This window comes from Micromonospora mangrovicola, assembly GCF_047200535.1.
Taxonomy (GTDB): Bacteria; Actinomycetota; Actinomycetes; order Mycobacteriales; family Micromonosporaceae; genus Micromonospora.
This window is the reverse complement of the sequence record NZ_JBJZOG010000153.1, coordinates 1-11,473: the sequence shown is the minus strand read 5'-3', so window position 1 is coordinate 11,473 and position 11,473 is coordinate 1. Positions and strand designations below refer to the sequence as shown.

The 11,473-nt window shown below is 70.3% G+C and carries 16 protein-coding genes, 1 tRNA gene and 1 pseudogene; 8 read left to right on the top strand and 10 right to left on the bottom strand.

Annotation, left to right across the window (positions count from 1 at the left end):
• Positions 1-92: 92 nt before the first annotated feature.
• Together ACL02O_RS32170 and ACL02O_RS32165 are read left to right on the top strand one after the other, a co-directional pair.
• Positions 93-680 carry an SDR family NAD(P)-dependent oxidoreductase gene (locus ACL02O_RS32170; RefSeq protein WP_412821949.1) on the top strand — a complete coding sequence of 196 codons (588 nt, stop codon included), beginning with the start codon at positions 93-95 and terminating at the stop codon, positions 678-680.
• Positions 681-684: 4 nt separating this feature from the next.
• The gene (locus ACL02O_RS32165; protein WP_412821947.1) at positions 685-864 is read left to right on the top strand and encodes a hypothetical protein; all 180 of its coding nucleotides are present in this window, start codon (positions 685-687) and stop codon (positions 862-864) included.
• 346 nt (positions 865-1,210) lie between these two features.
• Here ACL02O_RS32165 and ACL02O_RS32160 read toward each other — a convergent pair whose 3' ends face one another.
• From ACL02O_RS32160 to ACL02O_RS32150, 3 genes are all read right to left on the bottom strand, one after another.
• Complete coding sequence (locus ACL02O_RS32160; protein WP_412821946.1) at positions 1,211-1,525, bottom strand: transcriptional regulator; 315 nt, start codon at positions 1,523-1,525, stop codon at positions 1,211-1,213.
• Entirely contained in the window at positions 1,525-1,917 is a 393-nt protein-coding gene (locus ACL02O_RS32155; RefSeq protein WP_412821945.1) for a type II toxin-antitoxin system RelE/ParE family toxin, read from the bottom strand. Before ACL02O_RS32155 ends, ACL02O_RS32160 begins: the two co-directional genes overlap by 1 nt.
• Before the next feature lie 306 nt (positions 1,918-2,223).
• Positions 2,224-2,358: a hypothetical protein gene (locus tag ACL02O_RS32150; RefSeq protein WP_412821944.1), complete on the bottom strand. Its 135-nt coding sequence runs from the start codon at positions 2,356-2,358 to the stop codon at positions 2,224-2,226.
• 9 nt (positions 2,359-2,367) lie between these two features.
• On the opposite strand from ACL02O_RS32150, the gene ACL02O_RS32145 reads away from it, so the two are divergent.
• A complete protein-coding gene (locus tag ACL02O_RS32145; RefSeq protein WP_412821943.1) occupies positions 2,368-2,547 on the top strand; it encodes a hypothetical protein in 180 nt (59 codons plus the stop codon).
• Between the two features lie 31 nt (positions 2,548-2,578).
• Here the strand turns inward: ACL02O_RS32145 and ACL02O_RS32140 are convergent.
• The 3 genes and pseudogenes from ACL02O_RS32140 to ACL02O_RS32130 all read right to left on the bottom strand — a co-directional run.
• Positions 2,579-2,770, bottom strand: a pseudogene (locus ACL02O_RS32140) (hypothetical protein); the annotation flags it as partial.
• Entirely contained in the window at positions 2,695-2,895 is a 201-nt protein-coding gene (locus ACL02O_RS32135; RefSeq protein ID WP_412821942.1) for a hypothetical protein, read from the bottom strand. The pseudogene ACL02O_RS32140 and the gene ACL02O_RS32135, both read right to left, overlap by 76 nt.
• A gap of 77 nt (positions 2,896-2,972) precedes the next feature.
• Positions 2,973-3,479: a MarR family winged helix-turn-helix transcriptional regulator gene (locus tag ACL02O_RS32130; RefSeq protein WP_412821941.1), complete on the bottom strand. Its 507-nt coding sequence runs from the start codon at positions 3,477-3,479 to the stop codon at positions 2,973-2,975.
• Positions 3,480-3,594: 115 nt separating this feature from the next.
• Between ACL02O_RS32130 and ACL02O_RS32125 the strand changes: the two genes are divergently transcribed.
• The gene (locus tag ACL02O_RS32125) at positions 3,595-3,975 is read left to right on the top strand and encodes a DoxX family protein (RefSeq protein ID WP_412821940.1); all 381 of its coding nucleotides are present in this window, start codon (positions 3,595-3,597) and stop codon (positions 3,973-3,975) included.
• Between the two features lie 82 nt (positions 3,976-4,057).
• Positions 4,058-4,876: an SDR family NAD(P)-dependent oxidoreductase gene (locus tag ACL02O_RS32120; protein WP_412821939.1), complete on the top strand. Its 819-nt coding sequence runs from the start codon at positions 4,058-4,060 to the stop codon at positions 4,874-4,876.
• A 180-nt stretch (positions 4,877-5,056) separates the two neighbouring features.
• Here the strand turns inward: ACL02O_RS32120 and ACL02O_RS32115 are convergent.
• Positions 5,057-5,129 (bottom strand) — tRNA-Ala (locus ACL02O_RS32115).
• 88 nt (positions 5,130-5,217) lie between these two features.
• Positions 5,218-5,808, bottom strand: a complete 591-nt coding sequence (locus tag ACL02O_RS32110) for a YqgE/AlgH family protein (protein WP_412821948.1) — start codon at positions 5,806-5,808, stop codon at positions 5,218-5,220.
• Between the two features lie 153 nt (positions 5,809-5,961).
• On the opposite strand from ACL02O_RS32110, the gene ACL02O_RS32105 reads away from it, so the two are divergent.
• Together ACL02O_RS32105 and mdlC are read left to right on the top strand one after the other, a co-directional pair.
• The gene (locus ACL02O_RS32105) at positions 5,962-6,765 is read left to right on the top strand and encodes an S-methyl-5'-thioadenosine phosphorylase (RefSeq protein ID WP_412821938.1); all 804 of its coding nucleotides are present in this window, start codon (positions 5,962-5,964) and stop codon (positions 6,763-6,765) included.
• Positions 6,766-6,875: 110 nt separating this feature from the next.
• On the top strand, positions 6,876-8,471 hold the full coding sequence (gene mdlC, locus ACL02O_RS32100) for a benzoylformate decarboxylase (RefSeq protein WP_412821937.1): 1,596 nt from the start codon (positions 6,876-6,878) through the stop codon (positions 8,469-8,471).
• Between the two features lie 4 nt (positions 8,472-8,475).
• On the opposite strand, the gene ACL02O_RS32095 is transcribed toward mdlC, so the two are convergent.
• Together ACL02O_RS32095 and ACL02O_RS32090 are read right to left on the bottom strand one after the other, a co-directional pair.
• Complete coding sequence (locus ACL02O_RS32095; protein WP_412821936.1) at positions 8,476-9,441, bottom strand: hypothetical protein; 966 nt, start codon at positions 9,439-9,441, stop codon at positions 8,476-8,478.
• A gap of 38 nt (positions 9,442-9,479) precedes the next feature.
• Positions 9,480-9,950, bottom strand: coding sequence for a hypothetical protein (locus ACL02O_RS32090; RefSeq protein ID WP_412821935.1), 471 nt, complete (start codon positions 9,948-9,950; stop codon positions 9,480-9,482).
• A gap of 872 nt (positions 9,951-10,822) precedes the next feature.
• On the opposite strand from ACL02O_RS32090, the gene ACL02O_RS32085 reads away from it, so the two are divergent.
• Positions 10,823-11,473 (top strand): PIN-like domain-containing protein (locus ACL02O_RS32085; RefSeq protein WP_412821934.1); only part of this gene is annotated, 651 nt, incomplete at its 3' end.

The following is an 11,473-nucleotide window of genomic DNA, read 5'->3' as shown; positions in this document are numbered from 1 at the left end:
ATAGGCTGAGCCCGTCAGCCGCCAGGCGCTCTGCCGCGCACTGCCGCGACGGCCGAGATGACCAGCTCTTCGAGTGACTCGCGGCCACCCCGATCACCGGCGCCAGCGCGGGCATCGGCGCCGAGTTCGCCCGGCAGGTCGCCGCGCGCGGCTCCGACGTCGTGCTCGTTGCCCAGCGGCTAGACAGGCTGAAGCGGCTCGCCGGTGAGCTCGGGCCCGCGTACGGGATCACCGCGACCCCGGTCGCCATGGACCTCGCCACCCCTGGCGTCGGAGCAGCGCTCGACGCCGCCCTGACCGTGCGTGGCCTGACGGTCACCAGCCTGATCGACAACGCCGGCTTCGGTACCAACGCCGCGTTCCACCGAGAGGACTCGCAGCGGCTGGCCGACGAGATCGCCGTGAACGTCACCAGCCTCGTCGACCTCAGCCGCGCCTTCATCGAACGACTGCGCACCCACGGACGCGGCGTGCTGGTCAATGTCGCGAGCGTGGCGGCCTACCAGCCGACGCCGACCATGGCCGTTTACGGCGCGACCAAGGCTTTCGTGCTCAGCTTCACCGAGGCAGTGTGGTACGAGTCTCGCAACACCGGGCTACGTGTGATGGCGCTCTCGCCAGGCGCCACCGAGACCGAATTCTTCGACGTGGCGGGCGCCCAGGCCCGACGGCGGCACTAACCGGATGCGCCCGGACAAGGTCGTCAAGATTGCCCTCAAGGCCCTCGACCAGCGCACCCCACCGCTCAGCGTGATCACCGGCACGATGAACCGCTTAATGGTACAGGCGGAACGCCTGGTCAGCCGTCGCCGGACGACCGTGACCATCGGCTCGATGATGGACCGCGCTGGAGCGAAACGCTGACACAACACGTGGAACGGCACCTGGCACAGTCCGCCGGTCTACACCTGCACGACCTACGCCATGCCCGCAGCAGGTGGTCGGCGCAGAGCGGCGCGACGCGCAAAGAGCTGATGGCGCGCTGATCGAGGAGGCGCGAGGCAAGGCCATCTCCTGAATCTGGCACGTAGCGGTTCAAGAGCAGGAGAAATGACAAACGCCCTGGTGGGAGATTTGGTTCCTCACCAGGGCGTTTCGCTTGGGTGGGCCGGAGGTACCACCATGCGAACCAACCGGCGACCATCGCCGGTGACCCGTTGCCGCTGCGGATGCGCAGGTCAGGAGCGCGGCTCGTCGGCCCGGCGCAGGATCAGGCGATCTGACGGAGGTCACTGCCGTAGTCGAAGATGATCCGCATGCGGGCGCCCAGCGCTCGCGCGTACCGGCTCAGAGTCGCGACCTCGTTGGCCTCCAGATCGCCGTTCTCGATCTGGCTGACCCGGCCAGGCGTGACCCCCATCAGCTCAGCCACCTGCCGCTGGGTGAGACCGAGACGCTTACGCTCCTCGGCCAGGTGGAACGCGCTGATCCACGCCTCCGTGCGGGCGCGCTCCACGTCGAGCGCGTCGTCGTTCCCGTCGTGCAACTCGGCACGGACGTCGTCCCAGTCATGGAAGTCGCTCATCAGCCCTCCCTCCGCTTCCTCTCAAAGGCGAGCCAGCCCTCGTACGCGACCTCAGCGATCGGGATCGCTTCCTCGTACCACCGCGTCCAGTCGCCGGCCTTGTTACCGGCCACCAACAGCACCGCCTGCGACCAGGGATCGAAGACGAACAGAACCCGAACGGCGACATCCCGGCCGGACCTCGGTCGCAGCTCCTTCAGGTTGCTGATGCTCGAACCTTTGAGCGTGTCGACCAATGGACGCCCCAGACCCGGGCCGGCGTCAGCGAGCATGTCGATCGCTACGTTGACGGAGCGGTACGTCGCAGGATCAGTCTGACGCAGCGACCGCAACCAGTCGCGGACGTCGCCTGTGGTCCTGATCGCCCAGCGACGGGCGGGGCCGTGACGCATGGGTCAACTATAGCCCAGACTATACTCGAAGTCAGCGTGCGAGCCGAGAAGCACAGGTCAAGGGCGAGATCACGTCGATTGGTGGACCCGATGTGGCACAACCCGAACCGCATTCAAACTGCCCAGGGGCCTGCTGTGGTTGTTTCCGCCGTCAGAACACGCCGGAGGTAGCAGGTAGCCGTACGACTTAGGCCGACGGCTCGCCGAGAGCGTGTGCCCGAGGCGCGGGGCGAGGCGGTGTTGCGGCTCGCCCCGCGCTGCTTTGAGTGGTGGAGTTCCACGGCCCACCGCCGGGGGTGGTATCGGTCAGCGGGTGACGAGAGGCTCGGCCTGGTCACGCGTGGTGTGCAGGTGCCAGTAGGTCTGGGCGATGTCGTCGGGTGCGGCGTAGGGGATGCCTTCAGCGGGTGGCTGGGTGCCGATGAAGACGTTGATGGCCACGGTGGCGACATGGATGCCCTTGCCGGCGAGGGCGTGTTGAGGTTGATGGCCCAGTTGCGCTGGGCGGCGCCTGCGGCGTTGACGGTGGCGAGCATCGGATATGGGTTGATCGATCCTCCGACGGTGGTGAACAGCAGCGTGCCGTTGCCAGCTTGCAGCATGCGGGCAGGACTGCTTGTGTGGCGCTGACCGCGCCGTAAAGGGCGTGGTCGAGCGCGGCTTGCAGTGTGTCCACGGTCACGTCCTGCGGGCTGATCTGCGTGAGACCGGCGTAGGGCGAGTACTCCAGCACGTCGATGCCGCCGAAGTGCGTTGCGGCATCGTTGAGCGCGGCCGTCAGGGCGGGGCGGTCGGTGACGTCGGCAGGGAACGCGGCGGCGTTGACGCCGGATTCGGCGAGCTGTGCAACCAGGGTTTGCAGGTTGCCCTTGCTTTGCTGCGGGAGATCAGCGCGACGTTGAAGCCGTGGCCGCCGAAGACTTTGGCGATGGAGGCACCGAGGCCGGCGCCGGCTCCGACGATGGCGATGGTGGGCATGGAGGTGTTCCTACCTTCTTGGGAAGGGTGGAACCGGCCAGGCTAGGCGGGCCAGGCCGCGGCTGATAGACGACCAGCTAGTCCTCGGTTATCGGCGAGGCGCTGGGATCGCGGTCGGGGTCGATGGCGTTGAGGATGCGGTCGGCGATCAGCCGCAGTTGGCGCTGCTGTGCCTTGGTCAGCGGATCGAAGACCAGGCGGCGGACCTCGTCGACGTGGGCGGGTGCACTGGCCACAACCTTGCCCCAGCCGTCGTCGGTGAGGGCGGCGAGGCTGGCGCGGCGGTCGGCCGGGTCGGGCGTTCGGCGCACCCAGCCACGCTGTTCCAGCTTGCCGACGACGTTGGACAGGCGCGACAGCGTGCTGGCCGTGTACTCGGCCAACACGCTCATCCGCAGGGTCCGGCCGGGCATCATCGACAGCGCCGACAGCACCATGTACTCAAACTGGGTGATGTCCGCGTCACGCTGCATCTGCGCGTCGAGGGCGGCCGGCAGCCGGTTGAGCGCGTACGCGAACGCGTACCAGGTCCTCTGCTCGTCGGCGTCCAGCCAGCGCGGTTCCCGCAGGTTTTCGGTGTCCACGTCAGTCAGCATAGCTTCAAGGCTGAAGCATACCAAACCACAGAGAGGTTGCACCTTGAAGTAATCCGCACTAGGTTTACTCCAACGTTGAAGTTATCTAGGGGTTGCCGAGCACATGAACGTCGTATTATGGATCATCGCCGGATTGCTCGCCGCGTTCTTCCTCGCGGTCGGCACCATGAAGCTCACTCAGCCGAAGCAGAAACTCGCCAGCTCTGGGCTGGCGTGGACCGAAGACCTCAGCGACGGCGCGGTCAAGTTCATCGGCACGGCCGAGGTGCTCGCCGCGGTGGGGCTGATCCTTCCGGCCCTGTTCGGGATCGCGCAGGTGCTGGTGCCGCTGGCCGCGCTGGGCCTCGTGCTGCTGATGGCCGGTGCGGCGATCACCCACGCCCGGCGCAAGGAAACACAGATGATCACCATGAACGTGGTGCTGCTGATCCTGGCCGCCGTGGTCGTCTGGGGCCGGTTCGGCACGTACTCGTTCACCGCCTAGCCGCCCATCCCAGGCCCGGCATGGCGCCGCCGAGGTGGTGACATGCAGGCATTGCAAGCAGCACCGTCATCGAAGGAAGCCCATGCATACCACGCTCATGACCGGAGGCAACAGCGGCATCGGCCTACAGGCCGCCCGAGACCTCCTCGCCCACGGCCACCGCGTCATCCTTCTCGGACGCGACCAACGCAAGGGTGGGCAAGCCCTCGCGTCTCTCGGGGACGCGGCCGAGCGTGCCTCGTTCATCTCCGCCGACCTGTCCACTCACGAGGGCGTACGGCAGGCGGCCAAACAGATCCTCGGTGAACACGACCGCCTCGATGCGCTCCTGCACTCCACCGGCGTGTTCACCTCCAAGGAGATGCGTACCGCGGACGGGCTACACCCGTTCTTCGCGGTCAACTACCTGAGCCGGTACCACCTCACCGAGCTGCTGCTGCCCGCGCTGCGCGCGGCCGAGCGCCCGCGCGTGGTCATGATGACCGCGAGTGTCCCGCCGTCAGCCGACGCGAACCTGGACAGGTTCCCCGGGTTCGAGCCGTTCGACTTCGCCCGCGACCGCAAACCCATCCAGCTCGGCAACCATCACTACGCCGCCCACCTTGCGCAGACCGAGCCGGGCCTGCTCGCTGGTGTGATTAACGCCGGCGCCGCGAAGACCGACATCCTGCGCATGACACCGTGGTACTTCCGCGCGATGGCCAAGGTCACCGGTCCGCTGTTCTTCAACTCCCTCCAGGAGTCAGCGCGCAACCCCGTCCAGGCGATCCTGAACGACGACTGGCCCACAGCCACCTACTGGGGCAAACCCGCCGACTTCGACCGACGCACACCCATCACCCTGACGGAATCGACCACACAGCGAATCATGAGCATCTCTCAGTCGCTCGCCGGGGCGTGAGGTCGGACTGGTTGCAGCCCATCTGCCGCCACCCGAACGCGCCAGCCGACTTTCACGGCCGCAGGTGTGGTTCGCGCACCGCCACATTCGCCATCGAAGATCCCACCCGCCCCAGATAAACGAAAGCCCAGCTCACGAATGAGCTGGGCTTTCGTTAATCGGACATACCCGATTTGCGGGTGGAGCCGAGGGGACTCGAACCCCTGACCCCCACACTGCCAGTGTGGTGCGCTACCAGCTGCGCCACGGCCCCTTGCTGTCGTCCCCGGTCGCCCGGGCACGCAGAGAACTATACACACGCCGGCCGGCATGGTCATATCGCGGGGTCCCCCACCCGCCGGTCAGTTCAGCGCCACGTCCGGGGGGAAATGGGCGACCGCCGCCATCATGCCGCCCTGCCGCCGCAGCACCATCGGCCAGAGGTCGTCCGGCCGGTCGACGAAGGCGTCCCCGGGGAGGGCGTCGAGGACGAACCAGGACCCCTCCTCGACCTCTCGTTCGAGCTGGCCGGCGCCCCAACCGGAGTAGCCGGCGAAGACCCGGATCCCGCCGATGGCGTCCCGGAGCCGCTCCGGGTCAACCGACAGGTCGATGGTGCCGACCGCGCCGGAGACCCGGTGGAAGCCCTTCACCGGCTTGATCGGGTGCCGCATCCGGGCCAGGCAGATGGCCGAGTCGGGCTGCACCGGCCCGCCCTCGAAGAGCACCGCGGGATGCCGGGCCAGGTCGCTCCAGTCGCCCAGGACGTCGGCCACCGGTACCTCGGTGGCCCGGTTCAGCACCACCCCGAGCGCGCCGCCGGGCTCGTGGGCGACCAGCAGCACGACAGTGCGGTCGAAGTTGGGGTCCTTGAGCGTCGGAGTCGCGACCAGCAGCCGCCCGGTCATCGAGTCCATGGCCCGGCCACCGATCGCCTGTCCCTCACCCTGCATGTCCGACACCCGTCAGCCGTACGCCGGTGCGGCGCACCCGCCGTCGTCGGGCGTCCACGCTGTCAACGCCATGCCACGCACCATAGCCTGCACCCCGCCCGCTGGCTAAGGTCTGACAGTCGGGTGATCGCGACAGGATCGAGGGAGGGCCGCATGGGTCCAACGGCCGAGCTGGCGGTGATCGGCGGGTCGGGCCTCTACGCCCTGCTCGACGGCGCCACCGAGCACGAGGTGGACACGCCCTACGGCGCGCCGTCGGGCGCGGTCACCATCGCCGAGGTGGGCGGCCGCCGGGTGGCGTTCCTGCCGCGCCACGGGCGGGACCACCGCTACCCGCCGCACCGGATCCCGTACCGGGCGAACCTGTGGGCGCTGCGCTCGCTCGGCGTGCGCCAGGTGCTCGCCCCGTGCGCGGTCGGCGGGCTCCGGCCCGAGCTGGGCCCGGGCACGTTCGTGGTGCCGGACCAGCTGATCGACCGCACCAGCGGCCGGGTGCAGACCTACTACGACCGGGGCGCGGTGCACGTTCCGTTCGCCGACCCGTACTGCCCCACCGGGCGCCGGACGCTGCTCGACGCGGCCGCCGGACGGAACGTGCCGGCGGTCGACGGCGGGACGGTGGTGGTGGTCGAGGGGCCGCGCTTCTCCACCCGCGCCGAGTCGCGCTGGTTCGCCGCGATCGGCGGCACCGTGGTCAACATGACCGGTCACCCGGAGGCAGTGCTCGCTCGCGAGCTGGCCCTCTGCTACACGTCGATCGCGCTGGTCACCGACCTGGACGCGGGCGTGGAGGCCGGCGAGTCGGTCACCCAGGAGGAGGTCTTCCGGGTGTTCGCGGAGAACATCGACGTGCTGCGCACGGTGCTGCTGGACGCGGTCGCGGCGCTGCCGACCGAGCGGGACTGCCCGTGCGGGCACGCGCTCGACGGGATCAAGCTGCCGTTCCCGCTCCCCTGACCGCCGGGAAGCACCCGAAAAGTCAACCGAGGACCGATAAATTCGGTTGGTCGGGGGACTGATCACCGGGCCGTCTCCGGCAACGCACGGGGGGACGGAGGCAGCCGACGATGGCAACGGTCCGCGACACGACGTACGACCTGCTCCGCGACCTCGGCCTGACCACCGTCTTCGGCAACCCCGGCTCGACCGAGGAGACGTTCCTCCAGGACTTCCCGGCCGACTTCCGCTACGTGCACGCGCTGCACGAGGCGTCGGCGGTGGGCATGGCCGACGGCTACGCGCAGGCCACCGGACGCCCCGCGCACGTCAACCTGCACACCGCCCCGGGCACCGGCAACGGCATGGGCAACCTCGTCACCGCCTGGCACAACAAGACTCCACTGATCGTGACCGCCGGCCAGCAGACCCGGGAGATGCTGCTGATCGAGCCGCGGCTGGCCAGCCGCCGGGCGGCCGAGCTGACCCAGCCGTACGTCAAGTGGAGCCACGAGCCGGCCCGTGCGCAGGACATCCCGGCGGCCTTCATGCGGGCGTACGCGACCGCCGTGCAGCCCCCCTCCGGGCCGGTCTTCCTCTCCCTGCCCATGGACGACTGGCGCCAGCCCGCCGACCGGCCCCCGCAGGTGCGGACGGTGTCCACCCGGACCGCCCCGGACCCGGACCGGCTGCGCGGCTTCGCCGAGGTGCTGGCCGGCAGCCGGGCCCCGGTGCTGGTGCTGGGCGCGGCGGTGGACCGGGCCGACGCGTGGCCGGCGGCCGTGGCGCTGGCCGAGCGGCTGGCCGCCCCGGTCTGGTCCGCTCCGGCCCCGGAGCGGGCCGTCTTCCCCGAGGACCACCCGCACTTCCGGGGCGTCCTGCCCTACGCGATCGGCCCGCTCGCCGACGCGCTGCGCGGGCACGACACGGTCCTGGTGGTCGGCGCCCCGGTGTTCCGCTACTACCCGCACGTGCCCGGCGACTACCTGCCGGAGGAGTCCCGGCTGCTGCACGTCACCGACGACCCGGACGAGTCGGCCCGAGCCCCGGTCGGGGAGAGCCTGCTCGGCGACGCCGGGCTGGCCCTGGCCGGCCTGCTGGACCTGGTGCCGCCGGCGGACCGGCCGCCCCCGGCCGCCCGCCCCGACCCGGCCCCACCCGAGGTCACCGAGCCGCCGAGCGCCGACGCGCTCTTCACCGCGCTGGCCCGGCACTGGCCGGCCGACGGCGTGCTGGTGCAGGAGTCGCCGTCCAACCTGGCCGCGCTGCGCCGCCGGCTGCGGGTCGACCGGCCCCGGTCGTACTTCACGATGGCCAGCGGCGGCCTGGGATTCGGCCTGCCGGCGGCGGTGGGGATCGCCCTCGCCGAGCGGGACACCGGGCGCCGCCGGCCGGTGGTGGCCGTGATCGGCGACGGCTCCTTCCACTACTCGGTGCAGGCGCTCTGGACGGCGGTGCAACTGCGGCTGCCGCTCGCCGTCGTGGTCCCGGCCAACCACCAGTACGCGATCCTCAAGGCGTTCGCCGACCTGAAGCACACGCCGGGGGTGCCCGGGCTGGACCTGCCCGGCCTGGACGTGTCCGCGGTGGCGCGGGGCTACGGTTGCGCGGCCACGGTGGTGGAGTCGCCGGACGGGCTCGCTGCGGCGCTGGACGCGGCGCTCGCCGCCGACCGGCCGACGGTGCTGCCGGCACCGATCAGCACCGACGTGCCCCGGATCCTGTGACCGCTCACCGCTGTCCCACCACGAGCGCCGTACCGCTGCCCACGTCCAGCACCGCCCGCTTGCCGAGCGGCGCCTTCAGCGTGACGGTCACCGGCTTGATGACCAGCTGCTCGGTGCAGGGACCGGGGGTGGTGGTGACCCCGGCTCCGATCACCACCAGATCGTCCCGCTCCAGCGCCAGCGGAGTGGGCTCGCTGTCGCAGGCGCCCACGCCGACCCGGTAGTCGAGGCGCGCGCCGTCCACCGCGTCGAGGCTCTCCACGGTCACCACCCCGCTTGGGACCGGCCCGGTGGGGGCGGTCCCCGGCGGCACGGCACCGACCGCGCTCGGCGCGACCGCGACCCGGGCCACCGGCACCCGCAGCTCCGCCACGGTGAACAGCCAGGCCGGTACGTCAGCCGGGCCCCGGCTGGTCCGGACCGTCGCGCTGCCCAGCGTCACCGCGGTGACGGTCAGCGGCACGCAGGGCTCGCCCGCCGGGGTGGCGACCGGGCCGTCCGGCCCCGGGTAGATCGTCGGGCCGCCGTGTCCGGGTCGCCCCGGTCCCGTCGTCGGCGGCTTCATCGGCCGCCCCGGGCAGGGCGGCGGGTCCCCCCTGTCCAGCTGGGCGTACGCCTCGGCAGCGCTGACCAGCGGCACCCGCAGCGTGCCGTCGGGGAAGCGGATCGTCCCGTCGGCCGGCGTGCTGGTCGGCATGGCGACCTGGTCCCGGTACCAGCCCTGCTCGAACGCCCACTTGGTGTCGCTGTCGAAGCCGGGGTCGCCGGCCAGCACCGTGCCGTCCTCGAGCGGCACGTACCCGCTGCGCCACGCCTCGCCGGGGCGCCAGTCGTCGGCCACCTGGGCGGCCCGCCCGTCGAACGCCGGCCAACCGCTGTCGGCCGCGGCGGTGGCCGGACCGGCGCCGGGAGCGGCACAGCCGGCGAGGAACAGGAGCGGCAGTCCCCACAGGGCGATCGAGCGTCGCATGTCCCTTGGACGCGGGCGGCTCCGACCCGGTTCCCCGGTCAGTTCTCCCCGCCCAGATCGGCCTGGTACGCCTCCCAGAGCAGGTCGGCACCGCGCTGCCGGTGCCGGTGCAGCGCCCGGAGCAGCTCGCCGACCCGGCCGTGCAGCTCCTCGGCGGGCACCTCGGGCAGCGTGGCGGCGTGCTGGAGGGCGGTGAGCGCCGCCACGATCACGACGTGCTCCCGGGTCAGTTGGCGGACACCCCGGTCGAGCCGCGGCGCCTGGTGGAGCAGTTCGGCGTAGAGACCGGTGGGACCCTCGGTGACCCGGACGTGCTCGGCGAAGCCGCGCCGCACCGGTCCGAGCTGGAGGATCAGGCGCTCCCGCCAGCGCGGCTCTCCGGCCGGCACGGCGAGCGCCCGGGCGAGGGCGGGCACGTCGCTGAGGAGCGCCGGTCCGGGCTGGCGCGCGGCAGGCGGTCTGGCCGCCGCGGCGACGGTGGACGGCTGCTGGATCGGACCGGTGACCATGGGCACCTCCCGTCCGACGGCCCCGGCTCGGCGCGTCTTCCGCCGCGCCGCGACCTGGAGCCGTCGCTGCTGCGCTACCACGTACAGCGATGGTGGACCCATTGCCTCGGGCCTGTCCAGGCCCGAGGGCAGCCTCATCTGCATCATTGGCCCCACGAGTCACGATGGCCCCGCTGGTCTCAGTTTCGCCCTAGGGCCTCGGGGGTGGCCCCCGGAGGGCGGCAGTGACTTCCTGAGCGGTATGCCGCAGAGGCATGAATATGACTCACAGGCATACGGCCTTCGAGCTCACTGCTTTCCGGCCGCGACACACCCGGGCCGTCACGCCGTCAACCGCGGGCGGCCCGTGCCGGCGGCCGGGCTGTGCGGACGGGCTGGCTGTGCGCACAGGCGGAGACGACTGTGCGCCCCGGTCCGGGTGGACCGGGGCGCACAGGTCAGGTGGTGGAGGTAAATGTCAGATAAGGCGTGTCTTCCATGCTTCCTGTCTCCCAACATCACCGCAGCTGGTTGATGGCGGCGGACAGCGACAAGACTGAGTGTCTCCCGAAGCCTCGAACCAACTCCAATACCACCAGAGCAAGCTGCCGGTCGCACTCCGACACTCTGGGACGCAGGATCACCGGAGCTAAGCGGAGCCGTGTCAGAACTGGCTCGGCGCGTTCTGGCTGGCTTTGTAGGCATAGGCATGACCCTGGTACGGACGCGGGGACGATCCCGCCGCCAGCCCGCGTTCGTGGGTGCGACTGGCGGCGGGTCTGACCCGTATCGGTGATCCCGATCAGTTGCGCGCCCCCGCGTCCGGCGCGCTTCGTGGATGGGACATAACTGGGCCTCGATTCGAAGCCTCATCACCGGCAGAATCTCTCCCTATGAATGGGCTGTACGACGGGGAGTTCGCCGGCTTCAAGATCGCATCCTCGGATGACATCGACGCTGCTCTCCGTAAGGCAGTCGTCGCCATCGACGCGAACGTGCTGCTCGACCTATACAGGTTTCGACCCCAGACCTCCCGGGACCTCATCAAGACACTCAAAGGCTTGGGCGATCGCCTGGTCGTGCCACACCAAGCGCTCCGGGAGTTTTGGCGTCATCGGCAGCGCTCGCAGGGCAGTCCCCGTGGCGCCACGAAGGCGGCAACCGACGCGCTGGCCAAATCAGGCCGATCCATGCGCGATGCCTTGGCCACGTGGGCGAAGGCGGTCGGTGTCGACGACGACGAACTGTCTGACCTGACCGCTCGGGTGGACGACTTCGTCGAGGCACTCAAGGACGAACTTCAACACGTTCTGCAGGACGCAGACGCAGAACGGGGCGGCGACCCGATCTTAGAGCAGCTGGAAGAGCTTCTCGCGGGGCGGGTTACCTCGCCCCTGCCTCACGAGGAGTGGACTGAATGTGTTGCGGAGGCCAACCGCCGAATCGAGGCTGAGGAGCCTCCTGGCTTTAGAGACGCGGACAAGCAGGTCAACGACTCGCCTGAAGGTGGCGCGGGCGACTACCTCGTCTGGTATCAGGCCACC

What these genes read in the sequence shown, in the direction of transcription:
- ACL02O_RS32165 (WP_412821947.1), top strand. Translation starts at nt 685, where the DNA reads ATGCGCCCGGACAAGGTCGTCAAGATTGCCCTCAAGGCCCTCGACCAG.
- ACL02O_RS32160 (WP_412821946.1), bottom strand. Translation starts at nt 1,525, where the DNA reads ATGAGCGACTTCCATGACTGGGACGACGTCCGTGCCGAGTTGCACGAC.
- ACL02O_RS32155 (WP_412821945.1), bottom strand. Translation starts at nt 1,917, where the DNA reads ATGCGTCACGGCCCCGCCCGTCGCTGGGCGATCAGGACCACAGGCGAC.
- ACL02O_RS32145 (WP_412821943.1), top strand. Translation starts at nt 2,368, where the DNA reads ATGGATGCCCTTGCCGGCGAGGGCGTGTTGAGGTTGATGGCCCAGTTG.
- ACL02O_RS32135 (WP_412821942.1), bottom strand. Translation starts at nt 2,895, where the DNA reads ATGCCCACCATCGCCATCGTCGGAGCCGGCGCCGGCCTCGGTGCCTCC.
- ACL02O_RS32125 (WP_412821940.1), top strand. Translation starts at nt 3,595, where the DNA reads ATGAACGTCGTATTATGGATCATCGCCGGATTGCTCGCCGCGTTCTTC.
- ACL02O_RS32120 (WP_412821939.1), top strand. Translation starts at nt 4,058, where the DNA reads ATGCATACCACGCTCATGACCGGAGGCAACAGCGGCATCGGCCTACAG.
- ACL02O_RS32110 (WP_412821948.1), bottom strand. Translation starts at nt 5,808, where the DNA reads ATGCAGGGTGAGGGACAGGCGATCGGTGGCCGGGCCATGGACTCGATG.
- ACL02O_RS32105 (WP_412821938.1), top strand. Translation starts at nt 5,962, where the DNA reads ATGGGTCCAACGGCCGAGCTGGCGGTGATCGGCGGGTCGGGCCTCTAC.
- mdlC (WP_412821937.1), top strand. Translation starts at nt 6,876, where the DNA reads ATGGCAACGGTCCGCGACACGACGTACGACCTGCTCCGCGACCTCGGC.
- ACL02O_RS32095 (WP_412821936.1), bottom strand. Translation starts at nt 9,441, where the DNA reads ATGCGACGCTCGATCGCCCTGTGGGGACTGCCGCTCCTGTTCCTCGCC.
- ACL02O_RS32090 (WP_412821935.1), bottom strand. Translation starts at nt 9,950, where the DNA reads ATGGTCACCGGTCCGATCCAGCAGCCGTCCACCGTCGCCGCGGCGGCC.